The organism is Aeromonas sobria, assembly GCF_006243315.1.
GTDB lineage: Bacteria > Pseudomonadota > Gammaproteobacteria > Enterobacterales > Aeromonadaceae > Aeromonas > Aeromonas sobria_A.
Genome location: NZ_NKWE01000024.1, coordinates 1 through 25,096 on the forward strand (window position 1 = coordinate 1; position 25,096 = coordinate 25,096).

Sequence of the window (25,096 nt, forward strand, 5' to 3'; positions counted from 1 at the left end):
ACCCCGCCCTGACCGTCGGGGGGCGCTGGTTGAGCGCCAGCAAGCTCACCCTGAACCAGACATGGCGCAGCTCCGGCGACAACAGGGCCGAGGATGACAATGGTAGCGACATGGGCGAACTGCGGGTGGGGGATGCCATCACCCGCACCGTCACCGCCAGCGGGCAAGATACCCTCTCGGTACTGATCCCGGCGCTGATCCCGGCGCTCGAGGGCACTGATCAGTTGCAGCCCTATCCGGCGCAGCCTCGCCTTAGCGACAGCCAGGAGCGGGGGGAGTACCTCTCGACACGGGAAGATCAGACCACCTACATAGTGCAGCAAGGGGGGGAGTTGACCCTGCCCCCACTGGAGCTGAGATGGTGGAACAGCCAGATCGGACAACTGGAAACCCTGACCCTCCCGGGGCAAACCTTGCGGGTGCACCACACCCCGGCCTCCTGGCTGGCGGCCTATTGGCACTGGCTAGTCGGGGTGGCAAGTGGCTTGGCGTTGCTAGCACTGACACGCGTGGCCATCGCCCGCTACTACCGCCACCACCCTCGCCCGCTCAGCTGGCAATATGGCACCGCCATCTGGCGCCAACAGTGGGGCACGGTGCGGGTGTTGGCCTATCGCTATGTGCGGGCCCGACGCGGGTCGCTGGAGCTGGCCAGTGTCAGCAGTGATCCGGCGTGGCAGCAGCAACAGGCGGCCTTTCAGCAAGCAGATGGCGACCGCCCGCAAGCGTTCAAGATGGGATGGGCACTGGTGAAGCGGCTGTCATTGCCGACCGGTGATGGGGTGGCCCGGCTGTGTCGCACTGTTGGCTGGCGACCCGCCTTGCCGGGGCTGGCAACCAGGGTGGACAAGTCGGCGACTGCCGGCCTCCCAGCCAGCGACAAGAAGAGATAAGCCACCACCCGGCCCCTGGATGGTTGTACCCGCAGACGCACTTCATTACACTGCCGAGACTGGACACCGGCCTGCTGCCGCGCCAATGCACTGGCGCGGCAGCATCTCTTTCCCTTGCTACCAAGCAATCATGGCGGCCGCGTGATCTACTTCACGAACATGTAACGAGGCCCCCTTTGCTTGACATCAGAAGTACCGAGCTGAATCTCATCCCGATCTTTGTCGCCATCTATGAAGAGCGCAGCCTCTCCCGCGCGGCAACACGCATGGAGATCAGCCAACCTGCCGTTAGCAAAGCCCTCAAGCGACTGCGGGAGATCTACGATGATCCCCTATTTCACCGCAAGGTGGCGGGGATGGAGCCCACCTCGTTTGCCATCGACATCTACCCGGCGATGGCCGCGGCCCTGAAGAACTTCAGCTCGACCCTGTCAACCTCGCGCACCTTTAATCCAAAGAGCTCGCAACGGGTCTTCTCCATCGCCTGCATCACCCTGGTCAGTGCCAACCTGATCCCCGCCTTGCTCTGCAAGATCAAAGCGCAGGCACCGGGTATTGCACTGGAAGTGCACCCGCTGTTTACCGAAGACATGGAAACCGACCTGCGCATGCAGCGTTATGATCTCATCATCGACATGACGCCAAGCGGGCGCAGCATGCTCAAGAGTGAGGTGCTCTATGCCGAGCAAGTCAAGGTGGTATGTGCCAGCGGGCACCCGCGACTGGGCACGACCCTGGCTGTAGAGGAGTATTTTTCCGAGGAGCATGTGGCGCTGGCCCAGTGGCAGGTCAGAGGCAGCATGATGACCGCCGAACACCTGCCACAAATGGCCAATCGCAATATCGTGGTGCGGGTACCTACCGCCATGGAGATGCTGCCGATCATCGCGCGCAGCGAGATCATCGGGGTATTGCCCCACTCCACCATAGATACCTTTAGCAATATGTATGATGTGCGAACGCTACCCTTCCCCTTTGCGGAGTCGGTATTCAGCCTCTCGGCCATCTGGCACCCGAGCAGAAGTGCCGAAGCGGGGCACCGCTGGTTACGCCAGCAGCTGTTTGAGGTGATCAACGAGCTGGGGCTGATCACCTCCCAAGTGGCGCAATGACCCCGCCCTAGCGGGCATCCCGCACCAAGCGCAATCCCATATCAGCCATCATCACTGACTGGCTGGCAAAATCACGCCGGTAGTTTTCCGACAGCTCCGCCTCGTAGGAGTAACTGCCGCCCCGCACTGACTTGTGGGCCAGGTGGATCTTGCTCTGCTGGGCATTGTTCGGGTTATCTTGCGGGCTGTGACGGTAGAAGGTCTCTTCATAGGCATCAGAGACAAACTCCCCCACATTGCCGGTCATGTCATAGAGCCCCAGTTCATTGGGCTTTTTCTGCCCCACCGGATAGGCACGATTCTTGGCGTTGTCGCTGTACCAGGCAACCTCGTCAATATTATTGGACCCGCTATAGCGATAGCCCTGGCTGAGCTTGCCCCCCTTGGCGGCATACTCCCACTCCGCTTCGGTCGGTAGCCGGTAGTGGCCACCGGTCAGCTCGTTGAGCTTTGCCACAAACAGGTTGGCCTGCTGCCAGCTCAAGTTGTTTACCGGCACACTGGGCGCCTGGAAATAGCTGAACGAGGGCCCCATTACGGCTTCGAACAACGCCTGGGTCATCTCGAACTTCGCCATGTAGAAACTGTTGAGCGATACCGTATGAACCGGCCCCTCGCTCGGTTTGGCTGCGGGTTCCTCTGAGCCCATCTCGAAGCTCCCCCCCTCCACCAGCACCATGTCCGCTTCAATTTTTTGTTGCAACGGATGGACAGGTTTATTGGCCCGGCTTACCCAGAAAGTGCAGCCTGCCACCAGCACTGTGGTGGCCAGCAGCGGGAGTGCGAATTTGAATGCGCGATTTTTCATCATCTGACCTGTGCAGTAAAAAGGAGTGCCGCCGTTATTGGCCAGCAGAAACAGGGGAAGCGCCAACCTTGCTCACCCGCTTGCCATTGAGCTCCGCCAGCACCTCGGGGGGCGCTATCTTGCCAAGCTCAGTCATACAAGCGTCGCTTTTGGGATGAGCGTGGCGCAGATAGATATCGCACACCGCATAGAGCTGCTCCGGCGCGCCGGAAATTCGATAGGCCAGCTCGAACGAACCGATGGCTTTATCGAGATCCAGCGGCTCTTGCAGCACCCCGTTGAGATACCAGAAGTAACTGTTGTTGCTGGCCAGCTCTGCCGCCTGCTCCATGGTCGCCGCAGCCGCTATTTTATCGCCAAGCCGTACTTGGGTCAGCGCTTTGGCGTAATACAGGCTGGCATTTTCCGGCACCGCTTTAATCCCTTTATCGAGCAGGGCCAGCGCGTTCGCATCCTGCTGCTGGGCACGCAGGTTGTCGGCAAGGCCGAGCCAGAGCTGGGGATTATTCGGCTGGGTGGCAAGCAGCTGCTCGTAGCCTGCCTGTGCCTTGGCCCACTGCCGGGTCCAGCGCAGCAGGTCAGCGTGCAACTGCTGCAGCGCCGGATCTTGCTGCTGGGCCAGATAACCGCTCACTTCCGCCAGCGGCTGGCGAATGGCGCTCAGCTGCCCCTCATCCATGGCGCCATAATCGCGCGCCAGATTGAGGGTGGCCGCGCGGCGCACCTCGGCACTGCTGTCTGCCAGCAACGGCGAGAGCAGCCGCCAGCGGTGGGTAAACTGATAGGGATCTGCGGCAATCACCGCCGCCTCGCGCACCTGCGCACTCTCGTCACGCAGGCTTCTGGCCACCGCCACCAGACTGTTCTGGTTCGGATAAGCCGCCAGCTGGCGCAGGGCATCGGCCCGCACTGTCTCGGGCTGGGACAGATCCTGGGCGCTGTACGCCCACTGCTGGATCTGGGCCGCTGACGGCGCACTGGCGGCAACCGGCGCAGTGACCGCAGCACTCTGCGGTTCGGGGGTTGCCGGTCCGCTCGCCGATACCGCCAGTACGGCGCAGGAAGAGACCAACCCCAGGGTCAGCCACAAGGTGCGAACACCGCCAACAAGTCGCTGCCGACCAGATATGTTGCTCAACATGCTCATTGCTCTATTTCCCCTGCCCATGGTTCATTACACCGTTGTTTATCAGCGCATCACGGTACTTGCCATGGGCCACCGGATAACCGGCCCGGCGCAGGATGAAGGCCATCGACTGATCGATGTGGCTGAAGAACTTGTGCCAGCCGGCGCAGAGGTAGTTCAAACCGGTTTCACCCTCGTGGGTGCGAATAAAACGATTCTTCGGGCACTCGCCATAGCAGGCAAACTGGTAGTCACACTGCTGACACTGACGGGTCAAGGTACGTGACTTGGCAAAACCGAATGCTTGCTGAGCCGGTGAATAGGCCAGTTCGTTCAGCGGCTGATGGTGGATATTGCCAATCTTGTACTTGGGATAGACATAGTGGTCACAGGCAAACACATCGCCGTTAGGCTCCATCGCCAGCCCCTTGCCGCAGATCTCACCCAGGGTGCAGAGGGGGTTCTTACGCCCCATCCAGGCCTCGACACTGGCTTCGAAATATTGCACAAACACCCGGCCCAGATCCCGCTCTGCCCACTCATTGAAAATGGTGATCAGAAAATCCCCCCACCCTTCGGCAGAGACACACCAGGGTTCGACCACCGAGTTTTTGTGCCAGGGGTTGAGGCGCTTGTCCCCCTGCTTGAGTTGCTCCTGCGGCTGCCAGGTCTGGGGCGCCGTGGTGCGAAAACTCTTCTGTTCGACAATGGGGATGAACTGCATCTGGGGCGACTTCACCTCGTCACGCAGGAAGCGATAGACCTCCAGCGCATTCTTGCTGGTGAGGTTGTTGACGCAGGTCAGGGTGGCAAACTTCACCTTGTATTTGTGCAGCAGTGCCACCGCCGCCATCACCTGGCGGAAGGTACCACGCCCGGCACGGTTAACCCGGTAAGTGTTGTGCAGCAGCTCGGGCCCATCGATGCTAAGGCCAATGAGGAAGTTGTTGGCCGCCAGAAATTCACACCACTCGTCATTGAGCAAGATGCCATTGGTCTGCAGATCGTTGGCAATCACCACCCCTTGCGGCTGATATTTGCGCTGCAGTTCAACCACCTTGCGAAAATAGTCGAGCCCGAGCAGAGTCGGCTCGCCACCCTGCCAGGAGAAGATGATCTCGGGGGTATTCTGCCCCTCGATATATTGGCGGATATAGGTTTCAAGGGTCTGCTCATCCATCTCGGGGGAGCAGCCCTTTTTGTACTCCAGCAGATCTTGCTTGCTGAGGTAGTAGCAGTAGGTGCAATCGATGTTACACACGGCCCCGATCGGTTTGGCCATCACATGCATCCGCTTGGATGCCTTGCCGTTGAACTGTGGACCCGGAGTAATCACCATAAACGCACCACCTGAAAAATTGCTGTTTTGAGGGGTGCAGTATAAAGAGTCATGCTGTCACGCGCTGGTTATACCCCTTATAACCAGCAGATATGCATCCGCTGGTTGCGCCGCTATGACTGCCCTCCTCCCGGCTAATGCGGGCCAGAGCGGAGCACCGCAAAGCAGGCCACAGGGTTTAAACATTTAGCGTGCTCCTGGCACTGCCACTGGCCAAAGCGGCTTGGGCTCTGGCGAGGTCAGCAAGGCACGATGGCGCGTTAAACCGGTTATCGACGGCCATTCTGTGCAGGGGTGATGGTAATCACGTAGAATGCCCGCGATTTGTGTGACGCGAGCCGAGGAAAACGTGAGTCAAACAACCTTACAGCATGCCCGATTGGACTGGAGCGACACAGGTACACCTATCTCCAGCGAGTTCGGGGATGTCTACTTTGCCGATAACCACGGTCTCAGTGAGACCCGTTACGTTTTTTTATTGCAAAACCGGCTACCAGAGCGCTTTTCACAGCACGATCGCGACTGTTTCGTCATCGGCGAAACCGGCTTTGGCACCGGTCTCAATTTTCTGGCGACCATGGAAGCCTTTCTGGCCCAAGCCCCCGATACGGGCCACGGCGCTCGCCTGCACTTCATCAGTTTTGAAAAATACCCCCTTGCTACCGAGGATCTGCGCAAGGCTCATGGCGCTTGGCCAGAACTCGTCGCCTTGAGCCAACAGCTGATTGCCCAGTGGCCGATCGCTACCTCTGGCTGCCATCGTCTGCACTTTGCCCATGGCAGAGTGCGGCTCGATCTGTGGCTGGGGGATATCGCAGAGATGCTGCCGCGCGTGCCTCATGGACCGCAAGGGCTGGTCGATGCCTGGTATCTGGATGGCTTTACCCCAACCAGAAATCCCGAGATGTGGACCCAGACACTCTTTCAAGGCCTGGCACGCCTTGCTCGTCCCCACGCCACGCTAACCACATTTACCTGCGCCGGCTTTGTACGTCGTGGCCTGATTGAGGCAGGTTTTGCCACGAAAAAAATCAAGGGGTTCGGCAGCAAGTGGTCCATGCTGGCAGGCCAGCGCGCAGACAAGCTCCCGCAGCAGAGCATTACCCCCTGCTATGACCGTCCTGCCGGGCGGGAGGGCGAGGTAGTGATCATCGGCGGCGGTGTCGCCTCGGCCATGACCGCCCTGGCGCTGGTGGAGCGGGGCCGCAAGGTGACCCTGCTGTGCGAAGATGGCGAACCGGCCACCGGCGCCTCCGGCAACCGCCAGGGCGCGCTCTACCCGCTGCTCAATGGCGAGCACGATGCGCTGTCGCGCTTCTATTCACTGGCCTTTGGCTACGCTAGCCAACGGCTGCTGGCGCTGGCCGAGCGCCATCCCATCGCCTTTGAATTGTGCGGTGTGGTGCAACTGGGCTATGACGACAAATCCCGCGCCAAGCTGAGCAAGATGAGTCAGGGCCCCTTCCCCCCGGCGCTGATGCAGCCCCTGACCGCCGCAGAGGCCGAAACGGTCGCTGGCCTGCCCAGTGGCCATGAGGGGGTCAGCTACCCGCTGGGGGGCTGGCTCTGTCCCGCCGATCTGACCCGCGCCGCCATCAAGGAGGCGCAAGCCAGCGGTCTGCTGCAGCTTGAATACAATACCCGGGTGAGTGCCATTACCGAGCAGACTGACGGCTGGCAAGTCGAGAGCGTGGATGGCCGCCACTGGCGGAGCCCCAATCTGGTGGTCGCCGCCGGTCATCAGTTACCCGCCCTGCTCCCCTTTGCCGAGCTACCGCTCTATCCGGTACGGGGTCAGGTGAGCCATGTGCCGACCTCGGCCAGCTTGCGCCAACTCAAGACAGTGCTCTGCTACGATGGCTACCTGACGCCAATGCACCACGAGCAGCACTGTATCGGTGCCAGTTATGGCCGCAACCAGAGCAGCCTTGAGTTTCGCGCCGATGAACAAGCCCAGAATCAGACGCGACTGCAAGCCTGCATGCCGGAGCAACGCTGGCCAGCGGAGGTGGATGTCAGTGGCAATGAGGCACGGGTAGGGGTGCGTTGCGCCAGCCGGGATCACCTGCCGGTGGTGGGGCCAGTAGCCAGATTGCAAGGTCTGGCGGATCACTATGCCCAGCTGCAGCGTGATCAGCACGACGCCCAGCCGCTGCCCCTTCACCCCGGCCTCTATGTGCTGGGGGCGCTCGGCTCACGGGGTCTCTGCTCGGCCCCGCTCTGTGGCGAGCTGCTCGCCAGCGAGATCTGCGGCGATCCCCTGCCGCTGGCTGCCGATCTGCTGGAGGCCCTCCACCCGGCACGCTACTGGGTGCGCAAACTGCTCAAGGGTAAAGCCTTGGTCTAAACCGGACTCCGCAAGCAGTAACAAAGCCGCCTGATGGCCTGATGCCAAATCAGTCAAGGCGCCATTCATCGCGCCTTCTGATCTGTAAAAATCCGAAACCTGTTGATGGGTTTCGGATTTTTTATCTCTATCGAACAGGCTCCCGACTTGCTTCACGCCACTCATGCTGCCCGGCTTGAGTCATGCGCCGAGCTCATTATCGCCCTGCTTCGCGCGCAGGGAGTGACGTTATGCCCGCGGCCTGAAGCCTGGGCCACCGCAGCACAGAGAAAAAAAACCAATAAAAAAATGCCAGTCAGGCTTAACTGACTGGCATTAGCCATCATGGCTCCCGTTTTTATCCCTTATCCATCAACCGCTCAGCCCGCCCTGGCGGCACTCATCCTGGCTTTGACCATGCCAAACACCATAGGCAACAGCGAGATAGCGATAATGCCGAAGATCAACAGGGTAAAGTTGTGACGCACCACTGGCAGGTTACCGAAGAAGTGGCCCGCGTAGACAAACGACAAGACCCACAGCAGACCGCCGACCAGATTGAACGTCAGGAAGCGCGGATAGGTCATGGCCCCCATCCCCGCCACGAACGGCGCAAAAGTACGCACTATGGGCAGAAAACGGGTGATGATGATGGTCTTGCCGCCATGCTTGGCATAGAAGGCGTGGGTCTTGTCCAGATAGTCGCGACGGAAGATTTTTGAATCAGGGTTGCGAAACAGCTGCTCACCAAAGAAGTGTCCGATGGTGTAGTTGACCACATTACCCAGCACGGCAGCCACGATCAGCACGCCTGCCAAGGTATGCACATCAAGCACACTGCCCACGGTCAGCGCTCCGGCAGCAAACAGCAGAGAATCACCGGGCAAAAATGGCGTCACCACCAGCCCGGTCTCACAGAAGATGATCAGAAACAGGATGGCGTAAACCCACACGCCATAGTTCTCGAACAGTTCTCTCAAATGCACGTCAACGTGCAGAATAAAATCGATAGCAAACAGGATTAGATCCATTTTTCCATACTCATAAAGTGAACGGCGTGGAGTCTACGCCAATGCAATCCGGGTCACAATCACCTGTTTGCGGGCTTTTTAATCAACGAACATTCAGACTCAATAAATGCCTTGTATCACCAGGTCATTCATCCTGCTGCAACCCCTTTCTGACCTGTTCTGGCAGGCAACGCTCCCAGCCCCACAGCAACACCAGCAGTAAGGTCATGTCATCGAGCCAGCCCAACAGGGGCACCACATCGGGGATCAGATCCACCGGACTGATGCCATAAAGCAGGATCAGGATGACCAGCCCTTTGGCCCACCAGGGGGTTGCCGGATGACGAAAGCCCCGATAGAGACGGTGCAGGCGTTGCCAGACCAGCCAGCGTTTCGCACTCATGATGCGATCAACTCGCCACGCAACCGCTGGATCTGATCCCGCAGCGCGGCGGCCTGTTCGAACTCCAGATCCCGTGCATGCTGGAACATCTGCTCCTCCATCCGCTTGATCTCTTTGGCAATCTCGCTGACCGAACGGGCATGGTACTCCCCTTGTGGTTCAGCCGCCTTGCGAGCGCCGCGACCCGCTTTGCCGGCAGTGCGGCTGCTCCCGATGTCCATCACATCCCCCACCGACTTGTTGAGCCCTTTAGGGGTGATGCCGTGCTTGAGGTTATGTTCATGCTGCACGGCGCGGCGGCGATCAGTCTCCTCGATGGCAACCCGCATCGAGTTGGTAATGGTATCCCCATAGAGAATGACCCGGCCGTTGAGGTTACGCGCCGCCCGCCCTATGGTCTGGATCAGCGATCGGGTCGATCGCAGGAAGCCCTCTTTATCCGCATCCAGAATCGCCACCAGCGATACCTCCGGCATGTCGAGCCCTTCCCGCAACAGGTTGATCCCCACCAGCACATCGAACTTGCCAAGGCGCAGATCACGGATGATCTCCACCCGCTCCACCGTATCGATATCGGAGTGGAGGTAACGTACCCGGACATCATGTTCTGCCAGATATTCGGTCAGATCCTCCGCCATCCGTTTGGTCAGGGTGGTCACCAGCACCCGCTCCGTCACGGCCACCCGCTTGCGGATCTCGGAGAGCAGATCATCCACCTGGGTGGTCACCGGGCGCACCTCGATTTCGGGATCGAGCAGGCCGGTGGGGCGCACTACCTGTTGCACCAGATCGCCGCCAGATTTCTCCAGCTCGTAAGGGCCCGGGGTGGCCGAGACAAACACCGTCTGCGGCATCAGCGCCTCGAACTCGTCAAACTTGAGGGGGCGGTTATCGAGCGCCGAGGGGAGCCGGAAGCCGTACTCCACCAGGGTCTCCTTGCGGGATCTGTCCCCTTTGAACATGGCGCCGATCTGCGGCACAGTGACGTGGGATTCGTCGATGATCAGCAGGCCATCCCCCGGCAAGTAGTCAAACAGGGTGGGGGGCGGCTCCCCCGGTGCACGACCGGAGAGATAGCGACTGTAGTTCTCGATGCCGGAGCAGTAACCCAGCTCCTGCATCATCTCCATGTCAAACTGGGTACGCTGGCTGATCCGCTGCTCTTCTACCAGCTTGTTGAGTGAAAACAGCTGCTCACGCCGCCCGCGCAACTCCTCCTTGATATGCTCGATGGCACCGAGAATGGTTTCGCGCGGGGTCGCATAGTGGGTCTTGGGATAGATGGTGTAACGCACCACCGTCTGCTCGATGGCACCGGTTAATGGATCAAACTGGGAGAGCCGCTCTATCTCCTCGTCAAACAGCTCCACCCGCAAGGCCAATTTGTCTGATTCGGCGGGATAGATGTCGATCACCTCCCCCCGCACCCGGAAGGTGCCGCGCTGAAAGGCCATGTCGTTACGGGTGTATTGCAGCTCGGCGAGACGACGCAAGATATCCCGCTGGTTGATCACATCACCGACTTTCAGATGCAACATCATGCTGAGGTAGGCCTGCGGGTCTCCCAGACCATAGATGGCCGAGACCGAGGCGACGATGATCACGTCGCGCCGCTCCAGCAGCGCCTTGGTCGCCGACAACCGCATCTGTTCGATGTGATCGTTGATCGAGGCATCCTTTTCTATAAAGGTGTCGGTGGTTGGCACATAGGCTTCAGGCTGGTAGTAGTCGTAGTAGGAGACGAAATACTCTACCGCGTTGTCGGGAAAGAACTCTTTCATCTCCCCATAAAGCTGGGCTGCCAGGGTTTTGTTGGGGGCCATGATCATGGTCGGGCGATTCAGGGTGGCAATCACGTTGGCGATAGTGAACGTCTTGCCAGAGCCCGTTACCCCGAGCAGGGTCTGCTGGGCAAGGCCGGACTCGATGCCATCGAGCAGCTGGCTGATTGCCGCAGGCTGATCGCCGGCAGGTTGAAACTGGCTGACTAGTTTGAACAATTTGCTCATGAACACTCCCGACACAAAACCGCAGAAGCGCAGTGTAACCGAGGGATTGGCACCGGTACACTGGCGCGCGTCTCCTGCCGAGAATGGCTTGACCACCCCAGACTGCTTCTGTATAGTGCTCCTCCTTGCATGATGTTCCCCCGTAGTTCAGTCGGTAGAACGGCGGACTGTTAATCCGTATGTCACTGGTTCAAGTCCAGTCGGGGGAGCCAATTCCTCACCATCTCGGTGCAAGTTATCCACTTTAGTGCCCTCTCCTTCCGATTTTAATGCACAAGTTCTCTCTTGCTGCATGCTTCCTCTTTTGTTACCCATCCATGCGCGACAGCGTTTTCTTCCGCTGCATCTAACTATATGATTTTTATACCAACTTTTTTAATGCGGTATTTTTTGAACAGTACTTGCATCCCAGTACTGGCGCGGCTTTCCGGTCAATGCGCAAGATTCATTAACAGGGTTATCCACAGATTCTGTGGGTAACTGCAGCAATCCCTGTCAGGACGCGGGATTGCCAGCAATTGCACCCAGCCGGGGTACTTTTCACCCATCAACCTGATTTTATGCTGTTTTGCCAACACACTCATGGCCCTCAGCTGCAGGGCTCTTTTGAACCTTTACTCCGATCTCTTTTCCCCAGACCATGGGGCATCTGCGATCGGATAACAACGGCACCACTTTCGTCCATCGCCAGCAACCAGTGCCCTTGGTTGAATCTGCTGAAACAGAGCCGGGAGGTACGTTAGAGCAGCAGAATCTAAAGTGGCCCCCCTCCCCCGTGATGATCGCGGGTCATCAGCAGATTTCACTAATTGACAGGCTGACTCTCAGCAATAAACACTAACTTTCAACCATCCGCTTTACTGTCAAACTTCTTGCCGCTGAAATAGTGTCTGATAACTCCCGATTAATCGGTGGCTTGCGCTTCTTTATTGGCGCTAGTTCCGGCACAATATCGACCCCACTTTTCTCTCGGTTTCCCCGGGCATGACCATAGATTTCGTGACACTGCTACATCAAAGTGACTCCCTGCTGCTGTTCGTGGTATTGGCCTTTGGCCTGCTGCTTGGCAAAGTACGGCTTGGCAACTTCCAGATTGGTAACACCATTGGCGTGCTGTTTACGGCCTTGCTGTTTGGCCAGATGGGCTTCGAGTTTACCGCCACCACCGAAAACGTCGGTTTTATGCTGTTTATCTTCTGCGTGGGGATAGAGGCTGGACCGCATTTTTTCAGTGTTTTCCTGCGCGATGGCATCCACTACATCACCCTGACCCTGGTGATCTTGCTGACCGCCCTGCTCCTGACGGTGGGGCTGGCCAAGTTTTTCAACCTGGGGCCGGGCATGGCAGCGGGGATCCTGGCAGGTTCCCTCACCTCCACCCCGGCACTGGTCGGTGCCCAGGATGCGCTGCGCAGCGGCCTGCTCAATTTGCCCCATCAGACCGATATGCAGGCAGTGCTCGATAATATGGGCATCGGTTATGCACTGACCTATCTGGTGGGACTGGTGGGCTTGATGCTGGTGGTGCGCTACCTCCCCTCCCTGGCACGGCTTGATCTCAATACCGAAGCCCAGAAAATTGCCCGTGAGCGAGGGCTCTCTGATAGTGACAACCGCAAGACCTATCTGCCGATCATCCGCGCCTATCGGGTCGGTCCCGAGCTGGCCGCCTGGATCGGTGGCCGAACCTTGCGCGAGACCAGCATCTATCCGCACACCGGCTGCTATGTCGAACGGATCCGCCGCAACGGCATTCTGGCCAGCCCAGATGGTGATGCCGTCATTCAGGAAGGGGACGAGATTGCCCTGGTGGGGTATCCCGAAAGCCACGAAAAGCTGGACGTGAACTACCGCAACGGCAAGGAGGTGTTTGATCGCAACCTGCTCGACCTGCAGATCGTCACCGAAGAGATCGTGGTAAAGAACGACTCGGTGGTGGGTCGCCATCTGGTGGAACTCAACCTCACCGAGAAGGGCTGCTTCCTCAACCGGGTGGTGCGCTCTCAGATCGAGATGCCGTTCGATCGCAACATCATGCTGCAAAAGGGTGATGTTCTGCAGATCAGCGGCGAGAAACAGCGGGTCAAACTGCTGGCCAACAAGATCGGCTTTATCAGCATCCACAGCCAAACCACCGATCTGGTGGCCTTTACCACCTTCTTTGTCCTGGGCCTGCTGATCGGTTCCGTCTCACTGGTGTTTGGCCAGCTTGAGTTTGGGCTGGGTAACGCCGTCGGCTTGCTGCTGGCGGGGATCCTGATGGGTTATCTGCGTGCCAACCACCCGACGGTCGGCTATGTGCCGCCAGGTGCGCTGCGCTTGGCCAAGGATCTGGGTCTTGCGGTGTTTATGGTGAGTACCGGCCTCAAAGCCGGTGGCGGCATCCTGGATCACCTCAGTGAGGTGGGTATGGTGGTGCTGTTCTCTGGCATGCTGGTGACCACCTTGCCGGTACTGGTTGGCTACCTGTTTGGTGTCTGGGTATTGAAGATGAACCCGGCTCTGCTGCTCGGGGCCATCACCGGTGCCCGTACCTGTGCCCCGGCGATGGATGTGGTCAATGAGGCGGCCAACAGCTCTATCCCAGCCCTTGGCTACGCGGGCACCTATGCGGTGGCCAACGTGATGCTGACCTTGGCAGGCTCCTTTATCATCGGTTTTTGGTTCTAGCCCGCAGTCATCTGATCAGCCATATACAAAAAGGGGAGCCAGGCTCCCCTTTTTGCTAATTCCCTAAAGTGATGGCGCTTGAATGGAACCAATTAAGGCTCAGTGAGCTGAACTGCACCATCCCGTTCAAGTCTGCATCAGGGGCACGTCACTTCACCCCATCACCAACAAGCCTCGATACCACAGATGGCTGATTAGCCGTGGCGCTCTCACTTTCTAACTACTTGTAGGCCCGCCCTTCCAGATAGTGTTTGCGGCACAGCGACACATAGCGATCGTTGCCGCCAATCTCCACCTGTTCACCATCACGCATCACCTGACCCGCTTCGCTCACCCGCGAGTTCATGTGGGCCTTGTTGCCGCACCAGCAGATGCTTTTCAACTCTTCGAACTTGTCGGCCAGACAGAGCAGATGGTAGGAACCTGGGAACAGCTCGCCGCGAAAATCGGTTTTGAGGCCATAGGCCATCACCGGAATGTCCTGTTCATCGACGATGCGGGCCAGTTGATAGACCTGCTCGCGGGTCAGGAACTGGGCCTCGTCCACGATAAAGACATCGATGGCTTTCTCTGCATGACGCACCTTCACCATTTCAAACAGATCGCAGCTATCGCTGAATACATCCACTTTCAGCTCAAGGCCAACCCGGGCACTGATCACCCCGACGCCGAAACGGTCATCAATGGCCGGTGTCATCGCCAGCGGGTGCATTCCTCGCTCCAGATAGTTGAAGTGCGCCTGAATAAGCTGGGTGGATTTGCCTGAATTCATGGTGGCAAATTTGTAGTGCAGTGAAGCCATGATACTGTTCCGAAACTGAATTTATGGGGCGCATGCTAACCAAAGCCCCTGACAAAACCAAGGGGCCCGTAGGCCCCTGCGCGTAAAGTGTTTTTTATGTGCGTTATGCAGTTGCCAGGACGGCATGGGTTTTCGCTTTGCGCAGATGATAAGTGGTAAACACCACAAACCAGAGTGCGCTCACGCTAAAACCAGCCAGCACCGAGTGCATCATGCCCATGGCCAGATAACCGATGGCAGCACCGAACGCAATGGCCAGCGCATAAGGCAGCTGGGTCATCACGTGATCGATATGATGGCAACCGGCACCGGTGGCCGACAGGATACTGGTGCTGGAGATGGGCGAGCTGTGATCGCCGAACACCGAGCCCGCCAATACGGCGGCCAGCATCGGCAACATCAGGCTGATATCGCTGGCGGCAGCCATGTCACCGGCCAGCGGCAACATGATGCCAAAGGTGCCCCAGCTGGTACCGGTGGCAAATGCCATGGCACAAGAGAGGACAAAGACCACGGCTGGCAGCACTTCGACCGGCAGATTACCGTTGGCGAGCGAGGCCAGGTATTTGCCCGTCTCCACATCACGCACCACGGCACCTATGGTCCAGGCGAACAGCAGGATGTTGATGGCTGGCAGCATGGCCATGACACCTTGCGGCGCAGCCTTCATCCAGTTCTTAGCACCCAGCTTGAGACGCATCGCCAAGCCTATGGAGACCACCAGACTGCACAGCGCGCCATACACCAGCGAAGAGCCGACATTGGTGTTTTCGAACGAGCCGAGCACGCTGAACGGCAGCCCCTTCTCGCTCAATACTGTCGCACCGGAGTCAATCATGAAGTAGACGGTCGCCAAGGTCAGAGTCAGGATCGGCAACACCATGTCGATCATGCCGCCATTGCTCTCTTCCGGGCTCTCCATGTCCAGGCCAATGGGGTGGCCCTTGGACTCATCCCACAGCTTGCCTTCCAGTGCCCAGGCTTCGTGCTGACGCATCGGGCCGATATCGAGCTGAAACGCGATCACCACCAACACCATGATCAGGGTGAAGACGGCGTAAAGGTTCATCGGGATCATCTCGACAAACGCCGCGATGGGGCTCTGATCCGTCAAGCCGTGAGCCGCCAGGATGCCGCCAACCAGGGCGATGATATAGGCCCCCCAGGAGGAGATGGGCATCAGTACACAGACAGGCGCCGCGGTCGAATCCAGTAGATAAGCCAGCTTGGCACGGGAGATCTGGAAGCGGTCAGTCACCGGACGGCAGATGGCCCCCACCGACAGACTGTGGAAGAAGTCGTCGATAAAGAAGGCAAACACCATCATGCCGGTGAGGGCCTTGGCCCCCTTGCGGGTCTTGGCGCGGCGCTCGGCCCACTCGGCAAAAGCACGGGTGGCACCCGACACGCTCATCAGACTGATGAGCCCGCCCAGCAGCAGCATGAACAGCAACATGTTGACGTTGTCACGATTGAGCGCACCGTCGACCCAAAAGATCTTCAGCACGGTGTTCAACATGTAATGCAGGGAGTCGAGAGGGGAAAACTGATTGAGCAGCAGGCTGCCGGTCACGATACCAACGCCAAGTGACAGCAATACACGGCGGGTAGTGATCGCCAGGGCGACAGCTAACAAAGGGGGAAGTACTGACCAACCGGAGTCGGCAAAATGACTAATGTCCATGATCTCTTTGCACCTAAAAAGACAGGTGGAGATCTACCGAGAGGATCTAAAGAAACAAAACCTATGGGGAGGTTATACTCCTCAGCCCCTTCAGGTAGCGCTCCATAGTGGATGACTATGGCAGTCCTGCATCTGTTAGGTGCAGAACCAGCAGCCCGGTATGATGGCCTGGCCACTTCGGCGCTGACTCCTTTCCTTGTGCATCCCAGGCATCACCCTCCGCACAAATACTCATAGGCAGCGCGCCTCTACTTAAAGGTATTCGCCGGTCATTCTATCGACATAGCAGCTTATAGCAAGTTTTTTGATTAAATAGCCTTGATAAACAGACCAACACTGCTAAATGGTAGTCAAATGACGCAATGCTATTGGTTTTGACACTATTTTCATCTGACATAGTTTCATTGGCATCCAGATTGTGTTCTATGTCATCACACATATGAGTCATCTGTTAATGATTTACCTCCGATATAATATTTCATCTGGCTTGACTTATTTAAAGTGCCACGTAAGAATCAGCTTGAACATTATATTCCCCTCTGACTCGGCGTGGTAAATTGTATGAATGAATTTTTAAAGGTACTGCTTAATATCCGCAGTCTGCGTGCAACCTGCCGCGAACTTTCTCTGGAGCAACTGGAAGAAGGACTGGAAAAACTTTCAGCTATCGTCGCAGAACGCCAGCAAGATGAATCCGCTGGGCGTCAGGCGCGCGAAGAGCATCAGCGTAAGATTAACGAATACAGCGAAATGCTGAAAGCGGCTGGTATTGATCCGGCAGAATTGGTTAACGTCGTCGCTACCGCTCCCGGCAAATCAGAGAAAGCCAAGCGCGCGCCACGTCCAGCCAAATATCGCTATCAGGATAATGGCGTAGAGAAGACCTGGACCGGCCAGGGGCGTATGCCTTCGGCAATTGCCAGCGCCGTGGCCGCAGGCAAATCACTGGAAGATTTTGCTATCTGACCCCACTTGCTTTGCTAATAAAAAACCTCGCCTTGGCGAGGTTTTTTATTGCCGGTTAAACGTGAAATATCAGACAGCCGATTGCGGGCGATCTGCGGCCTTGACCCACAGCACTTCACGCTCCCCTGCCACGCAGATAAGATAGCGGGCAACGGTAAAGAACCAGTCACTCATCCGGTTCAGATAGGGCAGAACCTCGGGATTGACGCACTCTTCATGACTCAATGTCAGCAGCAATCGCTCGCAATGCCGCACCAGGGTGCGTACCACATGTGCCTGCGCCGCCGCGCGGGAACCGCCGGGCAATATAAATTGGCGCAGTGGTGGCAATGGCTCGCTATAACGATCGATCTGCTGTTCAAGCCGAGTGGTCCAGGCGGCATTGACTTGCCAGATTGATCCATTCTGGGCAGCACTGGAGAACGCCAGCTCGCCACCCAGATCAAACAACTCCTGTTGCAGCAACTGCAAGTCAGCCAATAAAGCGGCCTCTTGCTGTGGCACTTCACAAATCAGCAGGCCGATATGGGAGTTGAGTTCATCGATATAACCATAGGTTTCGACCCGCAAATGGTCTTTGGCCAACTGGATGCCATCTGCCAGCCGGGTCATGCCCTTGTCACCCTGCCTCGTATATATTCTCATACCGACATCCTGTTAATAATGGGAATAATCATGGACTCGAGTCCATTGAGTTTGATCTCGTAAGCCAGCGCCAGGGTCTGACCCAATTTACCCGCCGGAAAACCGCTACGCGCCATCCACACCAGATAGGGCTCGGGAATATCGATGATACGCCGCCCCTGATATTTGCCGTAAGGCATCTTGTTGGTCAGGGTCAGTAGCACCTGTTCGTCGGATAGCCAATCCATATTAATCGATATCCAGATATTTATGAGTCTGGATTGAAAGTCGCCAATTACGGGCGATACAGGTATCCATCGCCAATTGGGTGGCCCTTGGTTTCTGGCTAATCGGCTGCAAGGCAATCACCACATCCGGACGCAGGGTCGCGATGGCTAGCAGCGTATCCAGCTCTTCAATATGGTGCTCGGTCGCCACCGGATGCTTGATCTCGTTGGCCCGCTCCAGCGCCGAGACCAGCACAGGCAGCCCCCCTTTCATGCCAATCTTGGGGGAGACGGTGACCCAGGTCTGCTCATGGGTCTTGATCTCGCTGGTGCCACTGGTTTCAATCTGCACCTGATAACCCGCCGCCAGCAGCGCTGACGAGAGTTCGTGCAGATCGTAGAGGCAGGGCTCGCCACCGGTGATCACCACATGGCGCGCCTGATAACCCAGATCGCTAAAGCTGGCTATGATCTGCGCGGTGCTGAGTTTGCTCCAGCAATCGGATTCATTGGAGCGATCCAGCACCGCCTCTTGACCCACTTCACGAGCCGGATCAACAACCCAGGTATGACGGGTATCGCACCAGGGGCAGCCCACCGGGCAACCCTGCAGGCGAACAAAGATGGCGGGCAGGCCGGTAAAGATGCCCTCCCCCTGGATGGTCTGGAAAATCTCGTTGATTGGGTAGTGCATCTCGATCACGGCTTGTTGCAAAAGTCGCGGATTATACCCCAAGCCACGGCAAGACGCAGGCTCACTCTGCGCTTTTCTCGCTCAGCCCGGTTTTCTCAAACAGCTTGGCCATGATACCCGCCTTGTCGGCCAAATAGTTGTTCAAGCCGCGACTGCGCAGCTCGCAAGCCGGACACGTGCCGCAACCGTCACCGGCAATGCCGTTGTAACAGGTCAGGGTCTGCTGGCGCACCGTCTCGAGGTGACCATAGTGATCCGCCAGTGCCCAAGTCTCGGCCTTGTCGAGCCACATCAAGGGAGTTTCAAAACGGATGCCGCGATCCAGCCCCAACGAGACCGCCTGATTGAGTGCCTTGACGAACTCGTCACGGCAATCGGGATAGCCGGAGAAATCGGTCTCGCACACACCGGTGATCACCGCTTCGGCGCCAACCTGATAGGCATAGATGGAAGCCAGGGTCAGGAACAGAATATTGCGACCCGGCACGAAGGTGTTGGGCAGCCCGTTATCCTGCAGCTCGCAGCTGACCGGAATGTCGTCACGGGTCAGGGCTGATACCGCCAGCTCATTGAGCAACGTCACATCCATCACCTTGTGGGCGGCGATCCCCAGCGCACTGCCCAGACGGCGCGCGGTGTCGATCTCTTGCCGATGGCGCTGGCCATAGTCGAAGGTGATGGCGTGCACTTCATCATATTGAGCCAATGCCTGCACCAGACAGGTGGTGCTGTCCTGACCGCCACTGAAAACCACGACTGCTTTTTTCATCTTGATAACTCCTTGAATTGTCACGCGCGGCGGCCTTCGGCAAAGTCCTGCCACTGGGTATTCAACCGGTTGAACAGGGTCAGCAAGGGCGCATAGCGCTCCGGCCTCCCCTCCCACCGGGACAAGAGGTGATAACCCGCCTCTATGGTAGAGAGGGCATCGGGAAAGGGTTTCTTGCGAATGGCATATTGACCGGCAATGGCGCCAATGCCGATGCGGGGCAAGCGGGCCAGTGCCGGGTTGCTCTGCAACATGCGATAGGCTTTGCGCCAGGTGCCGTCGAGCAAAATAAAGGCGACGGTAGCGTCAGAAGGCTCATGCTCCAGCTGCTGACGAAGGGCTGACAACGGAATAGCCTCATCATCCGGCCAGAGTAGATAGCAGCGGCGGGAAGGGTCTGCGAGCAGCCCGCTCAACCACTCATCGCGGGAAAAATCCTCCCCCACATGGATCTCGCACTGCTGCAAAGAGGCCGCCAGCAGCGCCGCGGTTCCCTTGGGGTGCGCTACCTCGTTGGGGTGCTGCAAGATGTAGAGGGGAGTTGGGTTATCAACCGCCACAATATAATCGCACAGGCAGGCTTTGAGGGCTCGGGTGCAACGTGTACAGTATCGACTGTTCTTGTCGTTGGACTGTTTCATGTTGTCAGACAAATCTGGATTGCTCTGGGTTATCACGCTCTCTCTCACCAGCTTGCTACTCTTCTTTACCGTTCCCAATCTTCAGCTCTCCTTCGATCGGCCCTTGATCGCCGAGGGCGAAGGGTGGCGGATCATAACAGGCAATCTGGCCCATACCAATCTGTGGCACCTGCTGCTCAATCTGGGTGGCCTCGCTATCCTCTATAACCTGTTTCGCGACTATCTGGGGCAGGCTCATCTGCCACTGCTGATGCTGCTGCTCTGGCTGGCGGTGGGCTTGGGGATCTGGTGGTGGTGCCCACAGACCCAGTGGTACATGGGGCTATCCGGCTCGCTGCATGGCCTGTTTGTCTGGGGGGCGATGCAGGATATCCGCCACGGACGCCGCACATCGGGCTGGCTGCTACTAGCGGGGATGGGGCTCAAGCTGGTAATGGACTTCTACAACGCAGGAGATAGCCCGATCGCCACCCTGATCAATGCCAGGGTACACATCGGCTCTCATCTTATCGGGGCAGGTGCAGGCCTGTTGCTTGGCCTGCACCGTGTTTCACTGAATGAGCCTGTTACGCACCAGCCAACTCGGCATTGATGCTGGCCAGCATGGCGGCCGGATCGGCAGCCTGGGTAATGGGACGACCGATAACCAGATAATCGGAGCCCGCCTCGACCGCCGCTTTCGGTGTCATCACCCTGCGCTGATCGCCCGCTGCTGAACCGGTCGGGCGAATGCCCGGGGTCACCAGCTTGAAATCTTCGCCCAGCAAGGCTTTCAGCTCATGGGCCTCGTTGGCAGAGCAGACCACCCCATCCAGACCGGATGTCTTGGTCAAGATAGCCAGCCGGATCACCTGCTCGGCCGGGCTCACATCCAGACCTAGGGGAGTCATGTCAGACTGCTCCATGCTGGTCAGCACTGTCACTCCGATAAGCCAAGGCGCCTTGTCGCCATAGGGCAACAGCGCATCAACGGCGGCACGCATCATCCGCTCGCCACCACTGGCATGCACATTGACCATCCAGACACCGAGCTCGGCACTGGCTGCCACCGCTTTGGCAACGGTATTGGGAATATCGTGAAACTTCAGATCCAGAAAGACATCGAATCCCTTGGCCACCAGCTGACGAACAAACTGCGGGCCAAACAGGGTAAACATCTCCTTGCCTACCTTGAGACGGCACTGGGCCGGAGAGATACGTTCAACGAACGCTAAGGCATCTGCCTCGTGCTGATAATCCAGCGCTACCAGTACTTTGGGATCTTGCATCTCACATCCTATTGCTTGTTATTCACCGTCCAGACCACGGATCGGCTTGATGGAACCCCACTGGCGACAAGATGGACATTGCCAGAACAGCGAATGAGTAGCAAAGCCACACTGCCGACACTTGTGGGTTGATTTGATTTTGATCTGCGCGCCAACCAGCTGTTGCAGCAGTTCGAGACTCTCCTTGGCAGGCCCCTCCTCCGCACTGGCCAGCTGAAAACCCACCAACTGGTAAAAACCTTTCATCGAGGGATGACGACGCAGCTGACGCAGTACCAGTGAACGGGCCTGGCTCAGGCCGTCACGCTCTTCAACCAGCTTGGCAAGGGCCAAGGTCACGCTGACACCGGCATGATCTTCCACCGCCTTTTCAAGCAGCGGGATCAACGCCGGCGTGCGGCCCTGTTGCTGATAGCACACCAGTAGTTTGGGCATCGCCTCGGAGGCAAAATCCATATCCTGCTCAAACACCCGCAGCAATTCTTTACCTGCCTGCTCATACTCCCCCTCTGCCATGGCGTGGTCCGCCAAACGCAAACTGGCGCGGGCACAGGCGGGGTTGATGCTGAGCGCTCGATGCAACTTGGCCAGCCCCTCGCCAGGGTTGCCCTCACGCAAGGCAATCTCGGCCTGTTCGCAATAGAAGTGGGAGATGGGGGCTGCAAGTTTCTTGCCCTGGAATTTTTGCAGCCGGACTGCGGCATCAATCGCCTTGTCCCAATCCCGCAGCTGCTGATGGATGATCAACAGCTGCGCCAGCGCCGTCTCTTCGAAATCGCTGTCATCACACAGTTCGTTCCAGAGTGCTTCTGCCCTGTCCAGCAAACCTGCGGCCAGAAAATCGCGGGCCAGCTCCTGCAAGGCAAGCTGGCGCTGCTCTCGGGTCAGTTGGCGGGTCACCAGGTTCTGGTGGATCTTGATGGCACGATCGACCTCCCCCCGCTGGCGAAACAGATTGCCAAGAGAGAGGTGGGTTTCGATGGTTTCACTGTCCACCTCAAGCAACTGGATAAAGAGATCCACCGCCTTGTCGGATTCATCGGACAGCAAATAGTTGAGGCCCGCCACATATTGGCGGGAAAACTCGTTACTCTGTTTCTGGGTGTCCTGGCGAACACTCCTGCGGCCCATGTACCAACCATAACCGGCAGCAATGGGTAACAGCAGGAAAAGCAGTTCAAGCATGGAGGAACATTATTCCTTACCCGGTGAACGGGCCAGCTCCAACTCGCGGGATTGACGACGCATGGTGCGGTTGAGGGTGCGGTTTTGCATCTTCAGGCGCAGGAACAGCAGGCCAAATACCAGCCAGCCCAACAAAAAACCGCCAGCGAAAAAGAAGCCCAACAACATGGCAAGTGAGCACTCACCCTGAGCGATCAGGTAATTGAACTGAACCAGCTGGCCATTTTGTGAACCCAGTGCCAGCGTCAGAATGAATGCCAGCACCAACGGAATGAGTGCCAAGATACGCTTCATAAGAGCTCCCTGTCAGTATCTAATGAGAGGCTGATTATCCTTAAAATCGCAGGCAGACTCTAGCGTGAATGGGAAAAGAGTTTCAGAAACAAGACGATTGGCACAGGAATCCATGCCAAAAACAAAAAAGGCATACCTGAGGTATGCCCATTTCTACATTATTCGATGATGTTGACGCGCTCGCGCAACTCTTTACCAGGCTTGAAGTGCGGAACATATTTTCCGGTCAGTTCAACCTTGTCCCCCGTCTTGGGGTTACGTCCCACTCGGGGCGCACGATAATGCAGTGAAAAACTGCCAAATCCGCGGATTTCAATCCGGTCGCCGTTTTGCAAGGTCGACGCCATCTGCTCAAGGATTTCCTTGATGGCGGCTTCGACATCCTTGGCCGGCATATGCATGCGGCTGGATGCCAGTTGTTCGATGAGATCTGATTTGGTCATAACGTTAAATCTCCTTCCCCGATCACATGCAATATTCATTTTGCCAGGATAAAAAAGGGCGGCGCAATGCCGCCCTTTTTATGCATCAAGGATTACTCACCCTTGGCGGCTTTGAATGCTTCCATCATAGCATTGCTGAACACAACTTCTTCTTGTTGGTTCAGGCTATCGATAGCAACACGCTCATCAGCCTCGTCCTTAGCACGGACAGACAGGCTTACAGTGCGGTTCTTACGATCAACACCCATGAAACGAGCTTCAACTTCGTCACCAACAGACAACACCAGAGTGGCGTCTTCTACACGGTCACGAGCAGCGTCGGAGGCACGCAGGTAGCCTTCTACGCCGTCAGCCAGTTCGATAACGGCACCTTTGGCATCAACCTCGGTAACCTTACCCTTCACGATAGCACCTTTCTTGTTATCAGCCAGGTACTTGTTGAATGGGTCTTCTTCGATCTGCTTGACACCCAGGGAGATGCGCTCACGCTCTGGATCCACTTGCAGAACAACGGCTTCGATCTCGTCGCCTTTCTTGAATTCACGCACGGCTTCTTCGCCCTGGTTGTTCCAGGAGATGTCAGACAGGTGAACCAGACCGTCGATGCCGCCATCCAGACCGATGAAGATACCGAAGTCAGTGATGGACTTGATCTTGCCAGAAACACGGTCGCCTTTAGCGTGAGTTTCGGCAAACAGCTGCCATGGGTTAGATTTGCACTGCTTCAGACCCAGGGAGATACGACGACGCTCTTCGTCGATGTCCAGAACCATCACGTCAACCACGTCGCCAACGTTAACAACTTTGGACGGGTGGATGTTCTTGTTGGTCCAATCCATCTCGGATACGTGTACCAGGCCTTCAACGCCTTCTTCGATTTCAACGAAGCAGCCGTAGTCGGTCAGGTTGGTCACGCGGCCAGACAGACGGGTGGTCTCCGGGTAACGCTTGGCGATAGCAACCCAGGGATCTTCGCCCAGCTGCTTCAGACCCAGGGATACACGGGTACGCTCGCGGTCAAACTTCAGAACCTTGACAGCAATCTCGTCGCCAACGTTGACGATTTCGGAAGGATGCTTAACGCGCTTCCACGCCATGTCAGTGATGTGCAGCAGGCCGTCAACACCGCCCAGATCTACGAATGCACCGTAGTCGGTCAGGTTCTTAACGATACCCTTAACTTCTTGACCTTCTTGCAGGTTAGCCAGCAGGCTTTCGCGCTCGGAGGTGTTCTCGGTCTCGATCACAGCACGACGGGAAACAACAACGTTGTTGCGCTTCTGGTCCAGCTTGATGACTTTGAACTCGAGTTCTTTGTTTTCCAGGTGAGCGGTGTCACGGATCGGACGCACGTCAACCAGAGAACCCGGCAGGAAGGCACGGATGCCATTCAGTTCAACGGTGAAACCACCCTTGACCTTGCCGTTGATGATACCGATAACGGTAGCTTGCTCTTCGTAAGCCTTCTCAAGCTGCAGCCAGGCTTCGTGGCGCTTGGCTTTTTCACGGGACAGCTTGGTTTCGCCGAAACCATCTTCGATAGAGTCCAGAGCTACGTCAACAGTGTCACCCACGCTGATTTCCAGCTCGCCCAGGGCGTTCTTGAATTCTTCAGCCGGGATGGCGGACTCGGATTTCAGACCGGCGTCAACCAGTACAAAACCATTTTCGATAGCAACGACAGTACCCTTGACGATGGAACCTTGACGGGTTTCAACGGAGTTCAGGGACTCTTCAAAGAGTTGAGCAAAAGATTCGATCATTGTTTATGTCACAAATGAAACATCCACTTGCAATCCGGCA

23 protein-coding genes, 1 tRNA gene, 1 pseudogene and 1 riboswitch are annotated in these 25,096 nt (G+C 57.3%); of the genes and pseudogenes, 7 read left to right on the top strand and 18 right to left on the bottom strand.

What is annotated here, in order from left to right:
* Window positions 1–893 (top strand): annotated as a pseudogene (locus CF137_RS08130) (BatD family protein); the annotation flags it as partial.
* Window positions 894–1,069: 176 nt separating this feature from the next.
* Window positions 1,070–2,005, top strand: coding sequence for a LysR family transcriptional regulator (locus CF137_RS08135; RefSeq protein WP_139718647.1), 936 nt, complete (start codon window positions 1,070–1,072; stop codon window positions 2,003–2,005).
* A 7-nt stretch (window positions 2,006–2,012) separates the two neighbouring features.
* Here the strand turns inward: CF137_RS08135 and CF137_RS08140 are convergent, their stop codons facing one another.
* The 3 genes from CF137_RS08140 to CF137_RS08150 are packed head-to-tail and all read right to left on the bottom strand — an operon-like array spanning window position 2,013 to window position 5,278.
* Complete coding sequence (locus CF137_RS08140; RefSeq protein ID WP_240038529.1) at window positions 2,013–2,816, bottom strand: formylglycine-generating enzyme family protein; 804 nt, start codon at window positions 2,814–2,816, stop codon at window positions 2,013–2,015.
* Window positions 2,817–2,847: 31 nt separating this feature from the next.
* On the bottom strand, window positions 2,848–3,954 hold the full coding sequence (locus CF137_RS08145; RefSeq protein ID WP_240038530.1) for a tetratricopeptide repeat protein: 1,107 nt from the start codon (window positions 3,952–3,954) through the stop codon (window positions 2,848–2,850).
* A 10-nt stretch (window positions 3,955–3,964) separates the two neighbouring features.
* The gene (locus tag CF137_RS08150; protein ID WP_139718649.1) at window positions 3,965–5,278 is read right to left on the bottom strand and encodes an anaerobic sulfatase maturase; all 1,314 of its coding nucleotides are present in this window, start codon (window positions 5,276–5,278) and stop codon (window positions 3,965–3,967) included.
* Between the two features lie 328 nt (window positions 5,279–5,606).
* Here CF137_RS08150 and mnmC point away from each other — a divergent pair, with 328 nt between their 5' ends.
* Window positions 5,607–7,625, top strand: coding sequence for a bifunctional tRNA (5-methylaminomethyl-2-thiouridine)(34)-methyltransferase MnmC2/FAD-dependent 5-carboxymethylaminomethyl-2-thiouridine(34) oxidoreductase MnmC1 (gene mnmC, locus CF137_RS08155; RefSeq protein WP_204787363.1), 2,019 nt, complete (start codon window positions 5,607–5,609; stop codon window positions 7,623–7,625).
* A gap of 359 nt (window positions 7,626–7,984) precedes the next feature.
* Here the strand turns inward: mnmC and CF137_RS08160 are convergent, their stop codons facing one another.
* From CF137_RS08160 to uvrB, 3 genes are all read right to left on the bottom strand, one after another.
* Entirely contained in the window at window positions 7,985–8,635 is a 651-nt protein-coding gene (locus CF137_RS08160; protein WP_042019146.1) for a DedA family protein, read from the bottom strand.
* A 124-nt stretch (window positions 8,636–8,759) separates the two neighbouring features.
* Window positions 8,760–9,017 carry a YkvA family protein gene (locus tag CF137_RS08165; RefSeq protein ID WP_101324445.1) on the bottom strand — a complete coding sequence of 86 codons (258 nt, stop codon included), beginning with the start codon at window positions 9,015–9,017 and terminating at the stop codon, window positions 8,760–8,762.
* The gene (gene uvrB / locus CF137_RS08170; protein ID WP_042019142.1) at window positions 9,014–11,026 is read right to left on the bottom strand and encodes an excinuclease ABC subunit UvrB; all 2,013 of its coding nucleotides are present in this window, start codon (window positions 11,024–11,026) and stop codon (window positions 9,014–9,016) included. Before uvrB ends, CF137_RS08165 begins: the two co-directional genes overlap by 4 nt.
* A gap of 136 nt (window positions 11,027–11,162) precedes the next feature.
* On the opposite strand from uvrB, the gene CF137_RS08175 reads away from it, so the two are divergent.
* Both CF137_RS08175 and CF137_RS08180 read left to right on the top strand, forming a co-directional pair.
* A tRNA-Asn gene (locus tag CF137_RS08175) sits at window positions 11,163–11,238 on the top strand.
* A 772-nt stretch (window positions 11,239–12,010) separates the two neighbouring features.
* Complete coding sequence (locus tag CF137_RS08180) at window positions 12,011–13,696, top strand: aspartate:alanine antiporter (RefSeq protein ID WP_042019141.1); 1,686 nt, start codon at window positions 12,011–12,013, stop codon at window positions 13,694–13,696.
* Window positions 13,697–13,916: 220 nt separating this feature from the next.
* Here CF137_RS08180 and CF137_RS08185 read toward each other — a convergent pair whose 3' ends face one another.
* Both CF137_RS08185 and CF137_RS08190 read right to left on the bottom strand, forming a co-directional pair.
* Window positions 13,917–14,498: a thymidine kinase gene (locus CF137_RS08185; RefSeq protein ID WP_042019140.1), complete on the bottom strand. Its 582-nt coding sequence runs from the start codon at window positions 14,496–14,498 to the stop codon at window positions 13,917–13,919.
* A 103-nt stretch (window positions 14,499–14,601) separates the two neighbouring features.
* On the bottom strand, window positions 14,602–16,182 hold the full coding sequence (locus tag CF137_RS08190) for a Na+/H+ antiporter NhaC family protein (protein WP_139718651.1): 1,581 nt from the start codon (window positions 16,180–16,182) through the stop codon (window positions 14,602–14,604).
* An 87-nt stretch (window positions 16,183–16,269) separates the two neighbouring features.
* Window positions 16,270–16,441, bottom strand: a riboswitch (Lysine riboswitch).
* A 302-nt stretch (window positions 16,442–16,743) separates the two neighbouring features.
* On the opposite strand from CF137_RS08190, the gene CF137_RS08195 reads away from it, so the two are divergent.
* Window positions 16,744–17,148, top strand: coding sequence for an H-NS family histone-like protein (locus CF137_RS08195; RefSeq protein ID WP_101318834.1), 405 nt, complete (start codon window positions 16,744–16,746; stop codon window positions 17,146–17,148).
* Window positions 17,149–17,217: 69 nt separating this feature from the next.
* Here CF137_RS08195 and CF137_RS08200 read toward each other — a convergent pair whose 3' ends face one another.
* The 5 genes from CF137_RS08200 to CF137_RS08220 form a co-directional block, all read right to left on the bottom strand.
* Window positions 17,218–17,793, bottom strand: coding sequence for a cob(I)yrinic acid a,c-diamide adenosyltransferase (locus tag CF137_RS08200; protein WP_139718652.1), 576 nt, complete (start codon window positions 17,791–17,793; stop codon window positions 17,218–17,220).
* On the bottom strand, window positions 17,790–18,020 hold the full coding sequence (locus CF137_RS08205) for a DUF3820 family protein (protein WP_005337126.1): 231 nt from the start codon (window positions 18,018–18,020) through the stop codon (window positions 17,790–17,792). The genes CF137_RS08200 and CF137_RS08205 overlap by 4 nt, the downstream gene beginning before the upstream one ends.
* Before the next feature lies 1 nt (window position 18,021).
* Entirely contained in the window at window positions 18,022–18,693 is a 672-nt protein-coding gene (gene queE, locus CF137_RS08210; protein WP_162515892.1) for a 7-carboxy-7-deazaguanine synthase QueE, read from the bottom strand.
* Between the two features lie 61 nt (window positions 18,694–18,754).
* A complete protein-coding gene (gene queC, locus CF137_RS08215) occupies window positions 18,755–19,462 on the bottom strand; it encodes a 7-cyano-7-deazaguanine synthase QueC (protein WP_139718654.1) in 708 nt (235 codons plus the stop codon).
* Window positions 19,463–19,482: 20 nt separating this feature from the next.
* A complete protein-coding gene (locus tag CF137_RS08220) occupies window positions 19,483–20,103 on the bottom strand; it encodes a tRNA-uridine aminocarboxypropyltransferase (protein ID WP_139718655.1) in 621 nt (206 codons plus the stop codon).
* Here CF137_RS08220 and rrtA point away from each other — a divergent pair.
* Window positions 20,102–20,695, top strand: coding sequence for a rhombosortase (gene rrtA / locus CF137_RS08225; RefSeq protein WP_162850432.1), 594 nt, complete (start codon window positions 20,102–20,104; stop codon window positions 20,693–20,695). The genes CF137_RS08220 and rrtA overlap by 2 nt on opposite strands.
* Here rrtA and pyrF read toward each other — a convergent pair.
* The 5 genes from pyrF to rpsA form a co-directional block, all read right to left on the bottom strand.
* Entirely contained in the window at window positions 20,670–21,371 is a 702-nt protein-coding gene (pyrF, locus tag CF137_RS08230) for an orotidine-5'-phosphate decarboxylase (protein WP_139718656.1), read from the bottom strand. The two genes, rrtA and pyrF, sit on opposite strands and share 26 nt — an antisense overlap.
* An 18-nt stretch (window positions 21,372–21,389) precedes the next feature.
* Window positions 21,390–22,556 (bottom strand): lipopolysaccharide assembly protein LapB, encoded by a 1,167-nt coding sequence (gene lapB / locus CF137_RS08235; RefSeq protein ID WP_139718657.1) that lies wholly within the window; start codon window positions 22,554–22,556, stop codon window positions 21,390–21,392.
* Between the two features lie 9 nt (window positions 22,557–22,565).
* Window positions 22,566–22,850, bottom strand: a complete 285-nt coding sequence (locus tag CF137_RS08240; RefSeq protein WP_139718658.1) for a LapA family protein — start codon at window positions 22,848–22,850, stop codon at window positions 22,566–22,568.
* 158 nt (window positions 22,851–23,008) lie between these two features.
* Entirely contained in the window at window positions 23,009–23,293 is a 285-nt protein-coding gene (gene ihfB / locus CF137_RS08245) for an integration host factor subunit beta (RefSeq protein WP_033136607.1), read from the bottom strand.
* Between the two features lie 92 nt (window positions 23,294–23,385).
* A complete protein-coding gene (rpsA, locus tag CF137_RS08250; RefSeq protein WP_042019129.1) occupies window positions 23,386–25,056 on the bottom strand; it encodes a 30S ribosomal protein S1 in 1,671 nt (556 codons plus the stop codon).
* Between the last annotated feature and the right edge of the window lie 40 nt (window positions 25,057–25,096).